Here is a 19,527-nt window from a genome sequence, read left to right as displayed (position 1 = left end):
AGCAAAAATCACCATTAAAATGACCGGAAGAAAACCATAACTACCCCCGTCATTTTTTCTATTCTTAAATAATAACTTGTCTGTAGTTAACCACTTATTAAGCCGACGCGTTGATGGCTTTTAGTAACGCTGCCCGAAAACCATTTTCTTCCAACGCAGCCACCCCTCTGATAGTCGAGCCCCCCGGCGTTGCCACGTAGTCTTTGACCGCCGGAAAACTCATTTCGTCTTGCCGTGCTAATTTAGCCGTGCCAACTACCATCTGTTTAATGATTTCATTAGCGTCTTCGCGAGGCATCCCATGAAGGACCGCCGCGTCACTAAGCGCGTCCATCATCACAGCTAAATAGGCCGGGGTACAACCACCAACCGTGCCGTAGATCCCCTGTTTGTCCTCACTCACGACGTAAACTTTACCCACACGTTCAAACAATTCTACTACCGTCTTTTGGACGTCCGGGTCGTTTTGCATAAATGATAGCGGGATCACGCCTTCGTTGATCTCAACTGCAATGTTAGGAGTCGCTTTAGCAAAACTGATCTCTGCAGTAGTTTCATGGGGCAGGTCTCCGCCAGCAAATGACACCACGATTCCTTCATAGGTACCGTTGAGTTGTGCTAAAACTTCTTGCACGGCCGCACCCGGCACCGCCAAGATCACAACTGCACACGCACTGAGCGCCTGATAATCCGGAGCCAAAGTTAACTGATACTGTTGTGCCAAGCGTTGCGCACTTCGATGTTTCGTTTGCTCAACAACAATGTCACTGGAAGCAACTCCCGCGTGCAATAGTCCTTTGATCGTTGCTGTACTGATCCGTCCCGCACCGATAAATCCGATTTTCATTTGCTCACCTCATTAATTTTCTTATCGCCTATCATACCACAAAAAAATATCCGTCGGTCTAGGGGGAGTTCGACCGACGGATATTAACCAGACTAAGAAACACAACTGAATGACAATTCATTTCCTGATCTTCATTAAGATTTTAACAAAATTTTGGCATTTTTTCGTGTCAATTATGTACGAAAAGCACCATTTTTGTAATTTATCGGCATTTATTTTCGGCTTTTAAGCCGCTAAACTAGCAGTCGCGACTTAAATTACTGTTTTTTCTGCAATTTTACGGTATGCTGATTACAAAGGAGGAGCCCTTATGTTGCTGACCCGTCATTTTCAGATCAAACACTTACACCAACCGCTAAGCGTGCGCGCCGTCCTGCAAGAATGGCGCATTCCCCGCAAGTGGCAGCATGAATTACGCAGCAAACGCCAGATTTTAGTCAACGGACGTTACTTGTCATTTAACCAGCTGGTCACAAACGGAGACCTGATCGACCTCAAACTGGAAATTCCGGAACCGACCCAGCATTATTTACCCGCCGACCGCCAGACTTTTAGCGTGCAATACGAAGACGACGACTTGCTCGTAGTCGCCAAGCCCGCGGGTATCAAAACTCACCCTAACCAACCAACGGAAAACGACACCCTCTTTAATCAGCTAGCCGCCTACCTGCCAACGACTCCATTGATGTTGCACCGTTTGGACATGCTGACTAGCGGCCTGTTAATGGTAGGAAAAAATCCGCTGGTGATCCCGCCACTAGAACGACAGTTAGCGCAAAAAGTGCTGCAACGCTCCTACGTCGCCGTTACCCGGTTCAATCCCCAAATGCCACTAACAGGCACTATCTCCGGGGCTATCGGATACGACCCGACGGACCAGCGTAAACGAATGATCACGCCGAGCGGCAGACCAGCCACTACTTATTATTCAGTAGTAGCCCATAACTCCACATACGCGCTAGTTTCCTTAAAATTAGCGACCGGCCGGACTCATCAGTTGCGCGTTCATCTTGCTAGTTTGAAAATGCCGATCGTCGGTGACCCGCTATATGGCGGACGACCAGCCGCTCGTTTGTACTTACACGCCGCTAAGTTAGAATACCAAATACCGTTTGACTGGCAGTACCGCAGCGTTTATTCCCCGGTTCCGCACGAGTTTTACACCATTACCGACTGGCCCCACACATAAAAATTTCCCCTGAACAGTAGATTTCGCTATAATTAAAATACGTAGTAATTTTACTTCTAGGAGAAATTTAACATGGCGCGTAAAAATTCAAGTAAACTCATGCTAGCTATCATTTCACTGGCACTCGTAGCCGATTTAACGGCAACTCTCTCACCAGCGATCGCAGCAGTCGGCAAGGCTTTCCCGCACGCTGACCCGACCGCGGTCGAATCATTGGCCACGATTTCCGACTTAGCGGCGGCATTTTCGGGCATCGTTTTTGGCAAATTACTGGACCATTTTACCTTAAAACAAATCGCACTCACTAGCCTGACCATCTTGACTTGTGGCGGCTTACTACCATTTGCCTGGCACAATTCCGTCACCGTTTTACTATTACTAGGCTTTTTAGCAGGCTTAGGCAAAGGCGGCGTCACCACCACCCTGCCCAGCCTGGAATCATACACCTATAGCGGGGAAAAATTAGCGATCATCTTGGGCTTTGTCGTCGCGCTTGAAAATGGTTCTTCGATGGTGATGAATTTTTTGAGCGGGCTGCTTGCCAGTCACAACTGGCTATTTACTTACTTGATCTTCTTGCTGGCGCCACTGTGTTTAGTCATTGCTTTGTTCACGATCCCTAATAAAAGGCCCGCACAACCAGCCGACGAAACTCCCGTGCAAGTTCGGGAACACTGTGACGTCCGCGCGATCGTCGGCTATTTACTGACAGCGTGTGTGATGGTCGCATTAGAAGCCGTCTTATACAACAAAAATGCCATTTACATCCAGCACTTTCACCTCGGCTCCCCGGCCGTAACCGGCAGAGTCATGATGCTCGATGGCTTCGCTGCGATCGTGATCGGTATTAGTATTAAATGGATCCGGCGCGTATTTCGAAATTACATCTTAGTCTTTAGCTACGGCTTAGTCGTACTCGGCGGCTTTTTGTTACTGACGTGGCACAACTTATACAGCATTTCGTGCGCCACTTTTTTGATTGGGGCCGCCAGCGCCACCACCCTGATGACCGTGCCATACCTACTGTCAACGTTAGCGACGCCGCAACGCTATCCGTTAGTCATGGGCTTTTTTTCGGGATTGACCAGCCTCGGATTTTCCAGCTCGGCGCTAGTTTTCAACTGGATCGTACCCCACTTTTCCAGTGACCTATTGCACGGCACGTACTTAATGCAACTCAGCATCGCGCTGGTGATGGCCTGCATTTTAACAGCAGTACAACTAAAAAGGACCGTCAGTCAAACTAAGTAGGGGGAATTATCATCAAAAAATCAGTATTTGTATTGATCAGCTTAGCGACAGCCATGCTAACTGTTGGACTGACCAACGTGAAAGTAACAGGGAAAGATCGGACCAAAAAAGGAGCCATGACAAAATAATTTTGTCATGGCTCCTTTTTGCGACAGCTAAATAATTTACTTTTCAGTTTGTTTGTAGGCTTCCGTCGCCTTCAGCAATTTTTCGTTTTCATTTTCCTGATAATTGCCTAAGTAGTTGTTGCGCACTTCATCATATAGCCCGCTAAAATCAAACTTAGCCCGTGGCGCTCCTTTAGCAGCTACCCGGTGACTCGAATCTCCTTCTGGGTGATGCTTGTGATACATTGCTTCTAAGCCATCTAATTGCTTTTGAAAATCACTGGCGATCTTCGTGTAGAAAAACCCAGAATTATTATACATGTCGATATCTTGTTGGTAATAATCGACAAAATTAACTTTGTCGTAAACACTATTACCATCACCTAACGAATCAACTATCTCATCCCCCCGAGTGGAATCTTCCACCTCGCCTGTCGTGGCATAATAATCAATCATCGCATCCATCTCCACCGGAGTGGCATTGCTGGGGTCGACGTCATTGATGTGAATAGAAAATTTATCTGTAACTTTTAAGTTATCATCTATAATATAGGCTTGAACTACCGGATCATCCTTCGTGGAATTTTTCGCAATTGTCAATTGATAGGCATTACCATACTTATCTCCTGATGCTCCAATCAATTCATGATTATCTCTAGCGTCAGTAAATCTTTCTAAAGGGGTCTTGTCTATCCATTTTTTCGGTTGTCTAGGCACCGGCGTGAGTGTAGTACTACTAACACTATTGACTGCCATTAAATTTTCCTCCTCCTAATCATTTACTTTCGAAATTAAGGACGCTGTTTCTGGAACCTCAGGTAGATTATATTTTTCTCCATAAAAACTTGTAGCACCGTCCCAAAGCTTATGAGGCCATGGACCCATTTCATAAAAATAATATTGTAATGTATGTTGCCCATCAGATAATTTTGTTGGGTCGCCTAAATCAACATTGTAAATATTGCCTATTACTTCACCAATCCCACCTACACCTGAAGGAGTAATTCCAATATTTCCTTCATCCGCAGGATCAGCAGGATATCCCATAAAATACTTAACTTCCTTTCCATCTAACTTATAACTTCCACTTGAATTTCCCATCACTGTAATTTTAATTCCTAAATGTCGATTTCCCCATTTATCAGCAAATATGCGTGGAGTTCCGACATTTACCCTAGTAATTGGCTCAGGTCTTCTAGCAAAAACATCAACTTTAGTAGTAGTAATCGTAAATAAAATAGTTGCTAAGCTTAACAAAACAAGTGACAAAATATGTTTCTTTTTCATTGTGAGCGCCTCCTTTGAAAATTCAATTAATATTAATTACACTAATTCAATCAACTTTTTATTTATTTCTATTACCTATCAAAAAACACTACCCCATAGAAACGTTAAATTCCAAATAATTTTATTGATTAGTTATTATCAGACCCATCAGTTTTTTTGTAGGCTTCTGTCGCCTTCATTAATTTTTCGTTTTCATTTTCTTGGTAATTGCCTAAGTAATTGTTACGCACTTCATCGTATAGCCCGCTAAAATCAAACTTAACACGGAGTGCTCCTTTAGTAGCCACCCGATGACTCGGATCGCCTTCTGGGTGATATTTGTGATACATCGCTTCTAAGTCATCCAGCTGCTTTTGAAAATCGTTAGTAATCTTCGTATAGAAAAACCCCGAATTGTTATACATACCAATATCTTGTTGGTAATAATCAACAAAATTTACTTTATCATAAACACTACTACCGAAATGCAAAGCATTACAAACTTCTGCCCCTTGAGTACGGTCCTGTATTTCACCTGTCGTAGCGTAATAATTGACCATTGCGTCCATCTCCACCGGTGTCGCATTACTAGGATCAACGTCGTTGATGTGAATGGAGAATTTGCTTTTTAACTGACCATTATTATATATATAGGCTTGAATTATCGGATCATCTTTGGTTGATTTTTTATCAATACCTAACTTGTAATTATTACCGTAATGATCTTCCGATGCCCCAATTAGTTCATTATTATCTCTGGCATCAGTAAATCTTTCTAACGGGGTTTTATCAACCCACGCCTTAGGCTTAGTTGGCTGTACAACTGAATTACTGCCGCTAACATTATTAATTGCCATTAAAATCTCCCCTTAATTGCCTACATCTGGGACAGGTAATGTATTATACTTTTCACCATAAAAGCTAGTCGCACCATCCCATTTTTGCATAGGCCACCCGCCTCCTACATTAACTAAATAATACTGAAAGGTATGTTGTCCGTCAGATATTTTAGTTGGATTACCCAAATCAACATTATAAATATTGCCAACTAACTGTCCAGTACCATCAATTCCAGTACCTCCAATACCTCCTGTAGCAGCAATAGCTATATTTCCCCTGTCCATAGGATCAGCAGGTTCTCTCTGAAATATATCTACCTTTTTCCCATCTAATTTATAACTTCCACCTGAACTTCCCTTTACCCAAATTTTAATTCCCAAATGATGATTACCATAGATATCATCAAATAGATGTGGGTCTTCAACATATACCTTAGTAATAGGATCAGCTCTACTAGCCAACACATCAATTTTAGTAGCTACAACTGTAAACATAATTGTTGCTAAGCTCAACAAAACAAGTGATAAAATATGTTTCTTTTTCATTGTAATCGCCTCCTATATAAATTAAATTACCATTAATGTTTCTGAAATTCAATCAATCATTGACTGCGCTTTCATTAGTGGATAGAAAAAAGCACCACCAACGCGTGTTCACGTCAGCGGTGCTTTCACTTGAGTTTAAAGCTTTTCTTTTTTCACAACGTTTAACTTATCGTCCAAATCGTAAACGACCGGCTGGCCTGTTGCCATTTCCAAGTTGATGATGTCATCGTCGGAAATACCTTCCAGGTACTTAGTCAAAGCGCGCAATGAGTTACCATGAGCGGCGATGATCACGTTCTTGCCGGCTAACAAGTCGGGTGCGATATGATCTTCCCAAAACGGCATTACCCGTTCCAAAGTAACTTTCAAGTTTTCACCACCAGGAACTACGTGCGGATCCAAGTTAGCGTAACGACGGTCGTTGATTGCAGAGCCTTCGTCGTCGGCTTTCAACAACGGCGGCAATACGTCATACGAACGGCGCCAGATGTGCACTTGTTCGTCGCCGAATTTTTCAGCAGCTTCAGCCTTGTTTTGGCCTTGTAATGCGCCGTAATGACGTTCGTTCAAACGCCAAGTTTTCGTTTCTGGGATCCATAATTGGTCACATTGTTCCAAAGCCAAGTGCAAAGTCTTGATAGCACGAGTCAACACGGAAGTATAAGCTTGGTCGAACTGAATACCAGCTTCCTTTAACTTCTTGCCCGCTGTTGTAGCTTCTTGAACTCCTTGGTCGCTTAAGTCAACATCGACCCAGCCGGTAAACAAGTTCTTTAAGTTCCACTGACTTTGACCATGACGAATAAATACTAATTTAGACATGATAGGCTAAACCTCTTTCTTTTATAGTTTACACCATTTATTTTACAATGAATCTAGCTAAATTGAAAGCAACGGCGAACTAAATTGTGAAAAAAAGGAATTGCGTCAAAAAGTAGTTAAGTCTAGCATTAGCCTAGTTTCAAAGTAAATTACCACTCGCTTATCTCTATAGTTTTTCTTAATCGCGTTCCAGCTAGCAGCAGTCTAGGTCCTAAGGACATTGAACAACAAATCCAGGTTCTTGATTTGCCGTTCAATGCCACTTAGTCCACGACTGCTAAACGCTAGCTTTCGCAGCTTTTAGTACGATGCTCCCGTCGTCGTGTCTTGCTTCGGCTCTTCTTTTGGTTCTTCTTTTGCCGGCGCCGTCGATGCGCTGCTCAGTGCGTCCACCTTCGCGTTTGGATCTTTTACCAATTTTTGCCCCGTTTTAGCCAAGTACCACTTAATTAGCGGCATCATATCAAAAATCTGTTCGTTAACGCCGCGGTAAGTTCCCTGCTCATCGCGCATGCCGTAATAAAAATGCACGACATATTGCTCGTCATTGTTACCCGGAATCGGTGTTTTAACGGAAGCTTGCGGATCGGCACGTAGTTTTTTAACCACGGCAGCCGCACCTTTACGCGCACGCGGCGGGTGGCAGTCGGCCATCGGATTTCCGATCTGCTCCGGCTTTCTTCCCGCCAACATGTCCTTAGCCGGCGTGTTGTGATTGAAATACAAAAACTGGTCGTTTTCATCCACGAAAGTCAACTCAACGGGCAAAGCCTTCAAAAATTGATTCAGTTGGTTGACCGTCATCAAGCCGTGGTCGAGTTCCACGTAAGTATCACCCTTAACGGCGTTTACTTTTTCGGACGCTTTTTCTACCCAGTGTTCATCGTCCATGTCAACGCCACGAACCGTCGTTGGCGTCGGGTTTTGGCCGTACAATTCTGCGATTTGCGGATCTATTTTTTCAGTCATTTTAACAGCTCCTTAAAATTAAAATATTATGTGCTAATAGTAACAAAAATAATGCTGATATTCACTTATTTTTATCATTAAATTAGTTGAAATTTCTCATTTTACATACTGACGCCACAGCTGGTCATCAAAATGACCCAGCGAATTGACGATCAGTGTCTGTAAGTAACCTAAAACTTGTAGTGCTTGACTAGGGCTGATCGTCCCCAGCGTGTTGAGCCCCATGCCGAGCGGCACTGCGTGTGACATCGCCGTGATCTCGTGTTGCCTTTCGACTTTAGCCTGCACGCAATTCGCGAGCCAAACTCCCTTTTCGTTAGGACTAAACAGCAAAAATAAGTTTAAGTCGTCCGCCAGATAACACGGCAACAGCCAGGTGTCCGGGGCAATCTGTTCAGGATAGACGTCACCTTGAAACGCAAAATCAGTCACATTGTCAACGGTCAGTGCGTGGTCTAACACGAAAAAAGTGCGTTCAAATTCTGGGGTCCCCATTTTCTGTCCTAAATCCAACTCTGATCATTCCCTTGCAAAATTTTCCCGGTAAAACTGGTACTTGCGGGCAATCTCTTCTAGGCGCTGATCCATGACGTGATCTTTTCCCTGCGAATCAACCTTAAATTCTTGGTGAACTAGCTGCTTCAGTCGCACCACCAATTTCGGGTGTGTCTTTAATACCGGGCGCAAGTCCGTTTGTAACAGAGAAAGTGTGTCCAAGTACGTGGGCACCAACCAAGCTGTCAGCTCGCGGTAAATGTCACCTAAGACCTCATAATAACTTTGTTGCGCATAATTTTCTTCGATTCGTTGTAATTTAGTCAGGTACTGTTCATCCGTCAAGGAGCGCTCGTTTTTCACGTTGTTTTGTTCGTCGTATTCGTGAGTCAGATACGCGTCCCAATCCCGACCGGCGTAACTTTGTAATTGCGTGAAAACTTTTTTGCGTCCCTCAACGTCACCAGCAGGTAAAAAGTCGCCCAAAAGCGTAGCGATCACGGCGTAAAAGCTGCCGGAAATTAATTTGGGTGCAGGTGCCGGTGCGTACAACAGCCCATCACCCGTACTGTGTGCGAGACTTTGTAGGCTAGTCGCCGTTTGTTTGAGCGCAGTTACCATATCCTGCTCACCCGCACGCATGCCACCAACTATTAGCTGATGGTAGAGTGCTAACAAATCCTGTAACTCCGCTTGCTGATTATCGTAGACTGTGTTTTGGCGCTGGTACTTACGCGTTTCAATTTCCAATTGCTTTTCTAAATTCATGCTTTCCTTAGCTCGCTCAGTTTGCGTAGTAACACGTTTAGCCGCTATATCCTGAATCGTTTTTCTTAACACCGAGCGAAATTCTGCGAAATTAACGGAGTCAAACAAGTTTTGAAACGGCACCTGCGAGTTAGTCACTAGGTGTTTAGCTACTTTGACCTTAGTCGGTCGCATATGAAAATAGGCCATCGTCTCTCTCACCCCTTTTTGCGGTAAACGATGTAGCGCCGCTTAAAGTACTGCAACGGGATCGCCAGCGCATGGATCAAACGAGTGTACGGCAAGAAGCCAAAAATCGCCAGACCACAGATCACGTGTATTTGATAAACTAACGGCACCGCGGTCATTAAATGCCAGTCGGGGTGCAGGATAAATAACTGCCGCGCCCACACCGACAACGTCGTCCGGTAATCAAAATTGGGGTGCAACGGGCTCGAAAGCGTGGCGGACAGTCCCAAAATGATCGTCACTAGCAACGCCAAGTCAACGATCAGATCACTCCACGAACTGGTAAAAAAGACACGTGGGCTACTAAAACGCCGGTAGGTCAACACCAAGATCCCAGCTAAGGCCAACACCCCCGCGCCGGTCCCCATGATCAGCGAACCAAATAAATGGTACAAGTGATCTGAGATCCCCAAAAAGTCCGTCACTGCTTTAGGAATTAAGATCCCTAACACGTGGCCAAAAAAGACCAGGATGATCCCGACGTGAAAGACGATACTACCGACTACTAATTTCTTTTTTTCCAGCATCTCACTCGATTTAGCGGTCACGCCGCCCCGAAACCAAGTCAGTCGCACCACCGTACCGATGATAAAAGACAAGATCATCACGTACGGGTAGACGACCCATAACAAAAACGGTCCGATTTCATTCATCAACTTTCAACTCCATTTTGACACAACTTCTAACTTCTTTACGGATCACAGCAATCAGTCGCAAGTACGGGTCGTCGGGCTGCTCGATGATATTTTGCAACAAATTGTAAGTCCCATCTTCGAGGACTTCGAACAGCAATTTGATATCCGAGTTAGCCACCGTAAAATCGCCCACACTTAAAAAATCCAACATTGCAGGCAAATAATCGGCCAGCTCCCCGCTTTTAAAGGAGACCCCAAACATTTCGTATAGCATCGCTAGTTTCGCCAAGACCGTCCCGCGTTTACGCGAATCTTTAAACTGGTAAAAAGTCAGGTACAACGTAAAACGAAGGTTCATTTCAAATAAGTTGCTATAATGCAACTGCACCGCGACTAACGATTCTCGTCGCAGCTCAGCAAAAATCGCCTGGACTTTCTGTTTGTTAGCCGTATTGGGATACTGCTCTTGTAAAAACTTTTCGTTTTGCCGAGAAAAAGTCGTCGCCGTCGGGTAATCTATCAGCACCGACAGCAGTTGGTACGCATTTTTCAACGCGCGGATCTGTGCAAAATCAATCACGCCAAATTCCCCCATAAAAACTCTCGGCATAAATTTCATCCGGAGAAGCCCCACTTTGTGCCTGTGCGAAAATTCCTTCATGACTCGGTGCTAACGCGCAGCCATCACATTCGTCATAGCCCAACATTCCTTGCTTAGCTGCTGCTGAATCCATTTTATTTTGCTGATTTTGTGGGATCACGAAACGGTCTTCGTACTTGGCGATCGCCAGTAACCGGTACAAAGAAACCGCACTTTTTTCGGTCAATCCGACTTGCTCTAATTTATCTACTGCAAAATCCTTGCCAGCTACCTTAGCTCTCATGTACAAACGCATCATCGCTAACTTACACAAAGCCTGTTTGATAACTGCGGTGTTGCCACCCGTCAACAAACTGGCCAAATAATCCACGGGAATGCGCATTTCGTCGATGCCCGGAAAGATCATTTCCGGATGCTTGAGTGAGTCGCGGCCCTCAAAGTAACTCATGATCGGAGATAACGGCGGCACGTACCACACCATCGGCATCGTCCGGTATTCAGGATGCAACGGAAAAGCAATCTTTTCTTTAACTGCCATCTGGTAGATCGGCGATTTCTGTGCAGCCTCCAACATTTCTTCTGAAATGCCGTCGGCTAAAGCTTGCTCAATGATCCCGGGATCGTTAGGATCCAAAAATAACTTGAGTTGTTCTTCATAAAGTTGCTTTTCGTCCACCGTTTCAGCGGCTTGTTCCACCCGGTCTGCGTCATACAAGATCACGCCAATGTAGCGGATCCGGCCCACGCAAGTTTCCGCACAAACGGTCGGCTGACCTTCTTCGATCCGCGGGTAACAAAAAGTACACTTCTCGGCCTTATTAGTTTTCCAGTTAAAATAAACCTTCTTGTACGGGCAACCCGTCATGCATAAACGCCAGCCACGACAACGTTTCTGGTCTACCAACACGATGCCGTCCTCGTCTCTTTTGTACATTGCACCCGAAGGACACGAAGCGACACACGCCGGGTTCAAGCAGTGCTCGCATAGCCGTGGTAGGTACATCATGAAGGCCTGTTCGAAGTTGTCCTTAATATCGGTTTCTATCTTTTCGATGTTAGGGTCCTGTTTTAAGTACTCGGCAGAGCCGGCCAAGTCATCGTCCCAATTAGGTCCCCACTTTAGATCCATCGTGCGTCCTGTGATCTGGGATTTAGCTCTAGCCACTGGCTGGTGTTTTTTACTAGTGCCAAAAAGCGTTTGGTAATCGTAAGTCCACGGCTCGTAGTAATCGTCTAACTGGGGCATGTCGGGATTATTAAAAATTTTGCCCAAGCCTAGTTTTTCAACCTTGTTGCCTGCTTTTAAAGTTAGCTTGCCTTTTTTATTCAATTGCCAACCACCGTGATAGTGTTCTTGGTCTTCCCAGCGTTTAGGGTAACCGACCCCCGGCTTAGTTTCCACGTTGTTAAACCACATGTATTCGGTCCCCGGATGGTTAGTCCAAGTATTCTTGCACGTGACCGAGCAGGTATGACAACCAATACACTTATCTAAATTCAACACCATGCCGATCTGGGCTTTAATCTTCATTCCAGTTCACCTTCTTTAATTTATGCACGTTGACGTACAGATCCCGTTGGTTACCGATCGGTCCGTAATAGTTAAAGGCATAACTCAACTGTGCGTACCCGCCCACCATTTGCGTCGGCTTGATGTGGATCTGTGTCGGCGCGTTGTGCGAACCACCCCGGTTACCCGTGATGTTAGACAACGGTTCTTGAATTTCCATGTCTTGGGCGTGATACATGTACATCGTTCCTTCCGGGATCCGGTGAGAAACTACGGCTCTGGCTGTCACCACACCGTTTCTGTTGTACAATTCCAACCAATCATTATCTTTGACATTGATTTTCGCCGCGTCTACCGTGCTCAACCAAACGTTTGGTCCGCCTCTAAACAGTGTTAGCATCTCCAAGTTATCGTAATAAGTAGTGTGAATGTTCCACTTACCGTGCGGTGTCATGTAACGCAACGTTAATTCGGGTTGACCCGTTGTTACCTTACGATCCTTAGGCCCCATTACCTGCGGCGGTAGCGTTGGTTTGTAACTGGCCAGCATTTCCCCGTATTCACCAAAGATCTCGTGGTCGACGTAAAATTGCTGGCGGCCCGTCAATGTCCTGAATGGTACTAATCTTTCAACGTTAACCGTAAACGGCGAGTAGCGCTGGCCGTCGTGTTTAGCCGAGGTAAAGATTGGCGTCGGAATCGCCTCTGCCGGTTGTGCCGTGATCGAACGTAAGTCTAATTGCTTTTCTTTTTGGCCATTGCTGATATCGGTGAGTGCAACACCAGTTTTATCTTCGGCATCCTGCCATGCGCGGCTAGCGACGTGGCCGTTAGACGTACTTGAAAGGTGTAAGATCGCATTAACGACGTTGGCATCAGCCGCTAAACTCGGGCACCCGGCACCAATTCCATCTTCTACTACACCCAATTTGGTTTTAAGTTCATCGTATTCCTGACTGACGTCGTAAGAATAACCCAAGCCGCCGACTTTGCCTCGAGCTTTTGGCCCCAGTGCGATAAATTTCTGGTAGACTTGCGTGTAATCTCTTTTGATCAGTGACAAAGACGGCATCGTTTTACCTGGAATGCAATCAACTTCTCCATTTTTCCAGTCCTTGATCTGGCCTAACGGCTGCGCGATCTCGCCGGCAGTATCGTGTCCTAATGGCTGTGTCTTCAAGTCATATTGCGGCTCGGAGAAGTACTTTTGGGCCATTTGTGAAAAAGTCTGCGCAAGCAACTCGAATTGTTGCCAGTCACTTTTGGCTTCCCACATCGGACTGATTGCAGCGTTAAAAGGATGGATGAACGGGTGCATGTCGGTCGACGACAAATCGACTTTTTCATACCACGTAGCCGCTGGTAAGATCACGTCGGAATACATCGGCGTCGAGACCATCCGAAAATCTAAGTCGACTACTAAGTCCAGTTTGCCGGTAACATCTGCTTGGTTCCACACCATTTCTTGTGGACGGTTTTCGTCGTTGCGACTGGCCAGTAAGCCATTTTCCGTCCCAAGCAAATGTTTCATGAAATACTCCTGGCCCTTACCCGACGAGGTAAACAAGTTAGAACGCCAGACAAATAGCCCCTTAGGTTGATTGCAATTTTTATCTGGATCTTCCACCGCGAAATGTAACGTCCCTTGTTTGAGTTCCTTAACAACTTGCGGGGCGATCTCTTTAATTTGGTCGGTGCCATACTGACGGGCAAACGCTAACGAGTTCCGGTCAAATTGCGGGTAAGATGGCAACCAGCCCAAGCGCACGGCTAGTTGATTGTAATCAGCCGCGTGTTGGTAAGAATGTTTTTTATTTGCCTTGAAAACGGGCGACTTTAGTGCTTGGTTATCGATCTCATCATAGCGCCACTGGTCGGAAGCAAAATAGAAAAACGATGTCCCGTTTTGCTGGCGCGCACCACCTTTTTGCCAGTCATTAGCAAAGGCAATCGTGCTCCAACCCTCTTGGGGCCGCAGCTTTTCTTGACCAACGTAATGAGCCCAGCCGCCGCCAGTAACTCCCTCACAACCACATAAAACTAAATTATTGATAATTGCGCGGTAGATCATGTCGCTGTTGTACCAGTGATTAATGCCAGCACCCATGATCACCATCGTCTTGCCCCCGGTTTCTAACGCGTTTTGCGCAAACTCACGGGCGATCTGCAATGCTAAACTACTTTTGACGCCGGTGATTTTTTCTTGCCAAGCAGGAGTATACGGACTGGAGGCATCATCGTAACCGCTAGCTGCCAACTGGTCTCCCGCAAAACGAGCGATCCCGTACTGACTGAGCATTAGATCGTAAACCGTCGTCACTTTACGTTTAGTCCCGTCGGCAAGCGTGACTTCTATCACGGGCACGTTGCGGGTCAAAACGCCACTACCTTCTTGGTCAAAAAGAGGAAAATCAAGCTCAACGAACTGCTCACTATCAACAGACAATTGCGGGTCTAGTGGCTTACCGTTTTCATCGGTTAACTTTAAGTTCCATTTTTGCTGGGGATCGTGGCGCTGTCCCATCGTGCCGTTGGGAACTACGAATTGATGCGTCTGTGCGTCTTGGAACACGGGTTTCCATTGCGCGTTAGTAATCTCAGCCGTGCTCAAATCGGCGATCCGCAAAAAACGGCCCGACGTGTAGTGCTCGACGTTAGCAGCACTTTGATCCAGTAATACCAAAAACGGCAGATCCGTGTATTGCTTAGCGTACTTAATAAATTGTTCTTCGTGTCTGTCAACGTAAAATTCATTTAAGATCACGTGGGTCATCGCCTGTGCCAACGCTGCATCTGTCCCCGGGTGAGGAGCCAGCCAGTTATCGGCAAATTTGACGTTTTCGGCGTAATCCGGGCTGACCGCCACTATTTTAGCGCCATGATAGCGGGCTTCCGTCATAAAATGGGCGTCCGGAGTACGCGTCAGCGGAATATTAGAACCCCACATCATGATGTAGCGGCTGTTGTACCAATCGGCAGACTCCGGCACGTCGGTTTGTTCTCCCCAAACTTGCGGAGATGCCGGCGGCAAGTCGGCGTACCAGTCGTAAAAACTCAACATTTCGCCACCTAACAGGGACAAAAAACGCGCTCCCGAGGCGTAACTGACCATCGACATCGCGGGGATCGGCGTGAATCCCGCCAACCGATCCGGCCCATAGGTTTTGATCGTATACAACAACATGGCCGAAATCAGTTCAAAAGCCTCTTGCCTGTGAACCCTGATCATCCCGCCATGTCCTCTAGCAGATTTATATTCCTGCGCTTTTTGCGGGTCCTCAACGATACTCCTCCACGCTTCTAGCGGGTTATCAAACCGCTTTTTAGCCGCTTGCCACAGCTGCCATAATTTCCCGCGCACGTACGGGTACTTGATACGCACCGGACTGTATTCGTACCACGAAAAACTAGCGCCCCGCGGACAACCCCGCGGTTCGTAATCGGGCATATCTGGTGCACACTGTGGGTAATCTGTCGCTTGGTGTTCCCAAGTGATAATTCCTTGTTTAACGTAAACGTTCCAACTGCAAGAACCAGTACAATTAACGCCGTGTGTGGTGCGCACTACTTTGTCATGAGCCCAGCGTTGCCGGTATAAACTTTCCCAGCGGCGCTGATTATCTTCTAGTTGCGAAAAGCTACCATTAAATTTAGTAACTTTTTTGAAAAAACGTGACTTTACCACTTCTATTCACCCCACATGATTCCTCTAAAGTAGGTCTTTTCCCTAATGTTAGGTTAGCATTTCATTTGCTATACTGCGACTAGGGAAATGCCTATGTTTTAAGTTGATGAGGTGAAAATAATGGGACGTTACGACCGGCAAGAACGAGTCCTCGGTAAAAAGGGCCAACAAAAAATTCAACAAGCAACCGTTTTGATCGCAGGTGTTGGCGCCCTAGGAAGTAGCGCGGCCGAACAACTCGTCCGCAGCGGTGTCGGTCATTTGATCTTAGTCGATCCCGACATCGTTGAACTGACCAACTTGCAGCGCCAAAACCTTTTTACCGAAGAAGATGCACACCAAAAACAACTGAAAGTCCAAGCGGCTAAAAAGCGGCTGCACCAAATCAATTCAGCCGTCACCATCACCATTTACCCGACGACGTTAAGCGCGCAGTTACTGGCAAACGAGCACTTCGACCTCGCCTTAGACTGCCTGGATAATTTCGCCGCCCGCAACTTGCTAAACGAAGCCGCCGTGCGCCATCATTTTACTTATATCTTCGCCAGCTGTGCGGCCAACACCGGTTACGTCATGGCACTTGATCCTGCGCGTTACGCCTGTTTACGCTGTGTTTTTCCCCAGCTTACCACGCATCAAGAAAATGGCTGTGACATCACGGGCGTCAATACCCCGCTAGTCTCGCTAGTTGCCAGCCTGCAAGTCTCACTGGCGCTCCATTATTTAGTAGCTCCCACGGAAATCGATTTTTCGCAGCTACTGACCGTCAACAACTGGCAGTTACAACAGAATACCTTTAGCGTCACTAAAAATCCCAACTGTCCGTTTTGTCACCGACTACAGCCACCTAAGCAACCAGCAGTCGGCTTGCAGAAATTATGTGGTAGCGGTGTTTATACGGTTTCTTTAGGCAAAAAAGTCTGCTTGCGCCCGCTGATCCAAAAGTTAACTGCCCAAAAAATTGCCTATCAGGGCAACTCACAGTTTATTCATTTTCAGTTCAACGAACGTGCAGTCAGTATTTTTAGCAACGGCAAATTACTGTTTTACAACTTCGCCGACATGCAAAGTACGCAAGCATTTTTACAACAACTACAAACCACTTTATGAGGTGAACAAAATGACAACAGCGGCGATCTTGACCATTAGCGATACCCGTCATTTAGATAACGACGAGTCCGGTAACTACCTAACAAAAGCCTTAGCAGACAAACTCGTCACCGTCTGTGCCCGTAAGCTCGTTAAAGACGATGTCGTCGATATTCAAAGCGCCTTTTTGGTGTTAGAACAACAAGCCCCGGACCTGATCATCACCAACGGTGGGACCGGGATCTCGTTACGCGACGTGACGATTGCCGCACTGACTCCACTACTGCCGGAAATTCTGCCGGGATTCGGCGAAGCTTTTCGCAGTTTATCGTTGGCACAGGTTGGGACCCACGCGCTAGCGTCGAAGGCCGTGGCTGGGTTCAATTACCGCAACCAGTTGTGCTACTGTTTGCCCGGAGCGACTGCCGCGTGTCAGTTAGCTTTTAGCGAGCTGATCGTCCCCGAATACGAGCACTTACTTTACGAAAGGAATAAACAAACATCACATGCTAACTAAAAGAAATGAAATCACGATTGCTAGTGCACAGGATAAACTAGCTCAACTCAGTATCACTACTAAACAGGAAACGCTGCCGCTAAGTCAGGCCCACGGGCGCGTCTTAGCAGCCGATATCACCGTTCCCTTCGACTACCCACATTTTCGCAGGTCAGGCTATGACGGGTACGCGATCAAAGAAAGTCACGACCAATCTTACCCCGCAACTTTTACGGTGATCGGCAACATTCCCGCCGGCTCTACTTTCAGCGATGAAGTTGCTTTAGGTCAGGCCGTGCGGATCATGACAGGAGCATTTGTTCCCCGCGGCGCCACCAAAGTTATCAAACTCGAACAAACTAAACAGCTGACAGCAGACACGATCACGATCTTAGCCGGCAATAAAAATACTAATATCTCAGAGATTGGCTCAGAAATGCGTCAAGGTGAGGTTTTATTACCGGCTAAAACTCAGTTAAATGCTGGCGGGATCGCCATGTTGACCAATTTTGGGATCCAAAAAGTTACCGTCTTTTGCCAACCAAAAGTCGCCTTGATCACGACCGGCTCCGAACTGCTCGCGCCCCAAGAAAAACTCGTTGCCGGTAAAATTTTTAACAGTAACGCGGTTTTGTTGCACCACCTCGTATTAGAAAATGGCGGTCAGATTGTCTACGAAAAGCAGCTCCAAGATAATGACCAGCTGCTCAAAACTACCTTGCAAGAAGCCTTGACCTTAAGTGACATCGTGATCACCGATGGCGGCGTGTCTGTCGGCGATTATGATTTTGTCGGTGACCTAGCGCGCGACTCGCAGCAATTACTATTTAACAAGATCAAAATGCGGCCTGGTAGTGTAACGACGGCGTTTATCTACCAAGACACCATTATCATGGCACTCTCGGGGAATCCCGGCGCTTGTTTTACCGGTTTTTACCTCTATGTCGAGCCCTTATTACGCCGTTTTTGCGGTCAAAATTCCCACCTGCGCAAACTAAATGCCATCCTCGGAGCACCGTATCGCAAGATCAATAATTTCGATCGCATTTTGCGCGGAACCTGCTCTTACAAACAAGGGCGCTATTACGTTTATCCCAACGGACCGGATCAGTCTGGGGCGTTGAAAAATTTACAGTCTACCACCTGTTTATTTAAGATCCCTCACAGTACAGAACCGCTCACGGAAAATTCCGAGGTAATGACATGGCTGTTACCTTACAAGTAGTCGGTTTTAAAAAAAGCGGTAAGACGACAGTCATCAACGCTTGGCTTCAACTGTTAGTGCAACACCAGCAAACGGTCAGCGTCATCAAACACGACGTTCACCAAGCGACCATGGACTTGGTCGGAAGCGACACCGCTAGTTTTAGTCAAGAAGGCGCACAAAAAGTAGTTCTAATGTCGCCACACGGACTTTTTTACCACCAATTACCACCCGTCAGTTCTTCATTAACTCAAACTATTGCACAACTAAACACACAATTCGTTTTAGTGGAAGGCTGTAAGCAAAAAAATTATCCCAAAATCGTTTTGTTAAGACCAAACGACCGCCTGACAGATCTCGCACACGTCAACAACGTACTTACGACGGCTAGTTTGACCGCACATCCCGCTGCTAAACTGATCGGACTGTCGGCGATCACCAGCTGGTTTGAATCTAATTATTTAAAGGAAGGACACCAATGAGCACAGAATTTACCCATTTTAACCACCAGCAACGACCACGAATGGTCGACGTTTCGGCCAAAGCAGTTACTGTGCGCACCGCCAGCGCATGTGGTGCGATCACCATGTTGCCAGCAACGCTCCAACAGATCCACGCAGGTAAAATGAAAAAAGGCGATGTCTTACAAACCGCGCAGATTGCCGGGATCATGGGTGCTAAACAAACTAGCAGTTTGATCCCGATGTGTCACATCATTCCCTTGACTGGCGTCGACCTGAATTTTACGGACAACGGCCACAATACCATCAACGTTACGGCCACGGTAAAAGCTAAACACGTGACTGGCGTGGAGATCGAAGCGCTCAACGCCGTGCAGATCGCACTGCTAACTATTTACGACATGTGTAAGGCGATCGATCGGGCGATGGAGATCAACCACGTTCACCTCGTCCACAAAAGTGGGGGTAAAAGTGGCGACTTTAACTACCAAAAAAATTCCAGCACTAAAGGAGAGTAAC

20 protein-coding genes are annotated in these 19,527 nt (G+C 46.4%); 7 read left to right on the top strand and 13 right to left on the bottom strand.

Annotation, left to right across the window (positions count from 1 at the left end):
* Positions 1 to 97 precede the first annotated feature (97 nt).
* Entirely contained in the window at positions 98 to 847 is a 750-nt protein-coding gene (locus ACSYSK_RS00860; RefSeq protein ID WP_491715081.1) for a pyrroline-5-carboxylate reductase family protein, read from the bottom strand.
* A gap of 310 nt (positions 848 to 1,157) precedes the next feature.
* On the opposite strand from ACSYSK_RS00860, the gene ACSYSK_RS00855 reads away from it, so the two are divergent.
* Both ACSYSK_RS00855 and ACSYSK_RS00850 read left to right on the top strand, forming a co-directional pair.
* Positions 1,158 to 2,036 (top strand): RluA family pseudouridine synthase, encoded by an 879-nt coding sequence (locus ACSYSK_RS00855; protein WP_491715080.1) that lies wholly within the window; start codon positions 1,158 to 1,160, stop codon positions 2,034 to 2,036.
* A gap of 72 nt (positions 2,037 to 2,108) precedes the next feature.
* Positions 2,109 to 3,287 (top strand): MFS transporter, encoded by a 1,179-nt coding sequence (locus tag ACSYSK_RS00850; protein WP_491715079.1) that lies wholly within the window; start codon positions 2,109 to 2,111, stop codon positions 3,285 to 3,287.
* 164 nt (positions 3,288 to 3,451) lie between these two features.
* On the opposite strand, the gene ACSYSK_RS00845 is transcribed toward ACSYSK_RS00850, so the two are convergent.
* The 12 genes from ACSYSK_RS00845 to ACSYSK_RS00790 all read right to left on the bottom strand — a co-directional run bounded on the left by ACSYSK_RS00845 (position 3,452) and on the right by ACSYSK_RS00790 (position 15,758).
* Positions 3,452 to 4,150: a hypothetical protein gene (locus ACSYSK_RS00845; protein ID WP_491715078.1), complete on the bottom strand. Its 699-nt coding sequence runs from the start codon at positions 4,148 to 4,150 to the stop codon at positions 3,452 to 3,454.
* A gap of 15 nt (positions 4,151 to 4,165) precedes the next feature.
* Positions 4,166 to 4,681 carry a hypothetical protein gene (locus ACSYSK_RS00840; protein WP_491715077.1) on the bottom strand — a complete coding sequence of 172 codons (516 nt, stop codon included), beginning with the start codon at positions 4,679 to 4,681 and terminating at the stop codon, positions 4,166 to 4,168.
* A gap of 128 nt (positions 4,682 to 4,809) precedes the next feature.
* Positions 4,810 to 5,517: a hypothetical protein gene (locus ACSYSK_RS00835; RefSeq protein WP_491715076.1), complete on the bottom strand. Its 708-nt coding sequence runs from the start codon at positions 5,515 to 5,517 to the stop codon at positions 4,810 to 4,812.
* Positions 5,518 to 5,529: 12 nt separating this feature from the next.
* Entirely contained in the window at positions 5,530 to 6,045 is a 516-nt protein-coding gene (locus tag ACSYSK_RS00830; RefSeq protein WP_491715075.1) for a hypothetical protein, read from the bottom strand.
* Positions 6,046 to 6,180: 135 nt separating this feature from the next.
* Positions 6,181 to 6,867 (bottom strand): 2,3-diphosphoglycerate-dependent phosphoglycerate mutase, encoded by a 687-nt coding sequence (locus tag ACSYSK_RS00825; RefSeq protein WP_491715074.1) that lies wholly within the window; start codon positions 6,865 to 6,867, stop codon positions 6,181 to 6,183.
* A gap of 300 nt (positions 6,868 to 7,167) precedes the next feature.
* Entirely contained in the window at positions 7,168 to 7,836 is a 669-nt protein-coding gene (locus tag ACSYSK_RS00820) for a PAS domain-containing protein (RefSeq protein ID WP_491715073.1), read from the bottom strand.
* A 96-nt stretch (positions 7,837 to 7,932) separates the two neighbouring features.
* Positions 7,933 to 8,349, bottom strand: a complete 417-nt coding sequence (locus ACSYSK_RS00815; RefSeq protein WP_491715072.1) for a hypothetical protein — start codon at positions 8,347 to 8,349, stop codon at positions 7,933 to 7,935.
* Between the two features lie 6 nt (positions 8,350 to 8,355).
* Positions 8,356 to 9,288 (bottom strand): hypothetical protein, encoded by a 933-nt coding sequence (locus ACSYSK_RS00810; protein ID WP_491715071.1) that lies wholly within the window; start codon positions 9,286 to 9,288, stop codon positions 8,356 to 8,358.
* A gap of 8 nt (positions 9,289 to 9,296) precedes the next feature.
* Complete coding sequence (narI, locus tag ACSYSK_RS00805) at positions 9,297 to 9,980, bottom strand: respiratory nitrate reductase subunit gamma (protein ID WP_491715070.1); 684 nt, start codon at positions 9,978 to 9,980, stop codon at positions 9,297 to 9,299.
* On the bottom strand, positions 9,973 to 10,542 hold the full coding sequence (gene narJ / locus ACSYSK_RS00800) for a nitrate reductase molybdenum cofactor assembly chaperone (protein ID WP_491715069.1): 570 nt from the start codon (positions 10,540 to 10,542) through the stop codon (positions 9,973 to 9,975). The genes narI and narJ overlap by 8 nt, the downstream gene beginning before the upstream one ends.
* The gene (gene narH / locus ACSYSK_RS00795) at positions 10,535 to 12,094 is read right to left on the bottom strand and encodes a nitrate reductase subunit beta (protein WP_491715068.1); all 1,560 of its coding nucleotides are present in this window, start codon (positions 12,092 to 12,094) and stop codon (positions 10,535 to 10,537) included. The genes narJ and narH overlap by 8 nt, the downstream gene beginning before the upstream one ends.
* Entirely contained in the window at positions 12,084 to 15,758 is a 3,675-nt protein-coding gene (locus ACSYSK_RS00790; RefSeq protein ID WP_491715067.1) for a nitrate reductase subunit alpha, read from the bottom strand. Before ACSYSK_RS00790 ends, narH begins: the two co-directional genes overlap by 11 nt.
* A 120-nt stretch (positions 15,759 to 15,878) precedes the next feature.
* On the opposite strand from ACSYSK_RS00790, the gene ACSYSK_RS00785 reads away from it, so the two are divergent.
* Genes ACSYSK_RS00785 through moaC form a run of 5 tightly spaced genes read left to right on the top strand, consistent with a single transcriptional unit; the run spans position 15,879 to position 19,526 of the window.
* Positions 15,879 to 16,868, top strand: coding sequence for a HesA/MoeB/ThiF family protein (locus ACSYSK_RS00785; RefSeq protein WP_491715066.1), 990 nt, complete (start codon positions 15,879 to 15,881; stop codon positions 16,866 to 16,868).
* Between the two features lie 10 nt (positions 16,869 to 16,878).
* A complete protein-coding gene (locus ACSYSK_RS00780) occupies positions 16,879 to 17,364 on the top strand; it encodes a MogA/MoaB family molybdenum cofactor biosynthesis protein (protein ID WP_491715065.1) in 486 nt (161 codons plus the stop codon).
* Complete coding sequence (locus tag ACSYSK_RS00775) at positions 17,354 to 18,568, top strand: molybdopterin molybdotransferase MoeA (protein WP_491715064.1); 1,215 nt, start codon at positions 17,354 to 17,356, stop codon at positions 18,566 to 18,568. Before ACSYSK_RS00780 ends, ACSYSK_RS00775 begins: the two co-directional genes overlap by 11 nt.
* Positions 18,547 to 19,029, top strand: coding sequence for a molybdopterin-guanine dinucleotide biosynthesis protein B (gene mobB / locus ACSYSK_RS00770; RefSeq protein WP_491715063.1), 483 nt, complete (start codon positions 18,547 to 18,549; stop codon positions 19,027 to 19,029). Before ACSYSK_RS00775 ends, mobB begins: the two co-directional genes overlap by 22 nt.
* Positions 19,026 to 19,526, top strand: coding sequence for a cyclic pyranopterin monophosphate synthase MoaC (gene moaC, locus ACSYSK_RS00765; protein ID WP_491715062.1), 501 nt, complete (start codon positions 19,026 to 19,028; stop codon positions 19,524 to 19,526). The genes mobB and moaC overlap by 4 nt, the downstream gene beginning before the upstream one ends.
* The last annotated feature ends 1 nt before the right edge of the window (position 19,527 follow it).

The sequence above is a fragment of the Ligilactobacillus sp. ESL1201 genome (assembly GCF_058503265.1).
This window is presented reverse-complemented; position numbering and strand designations above follow the sequence as displayed.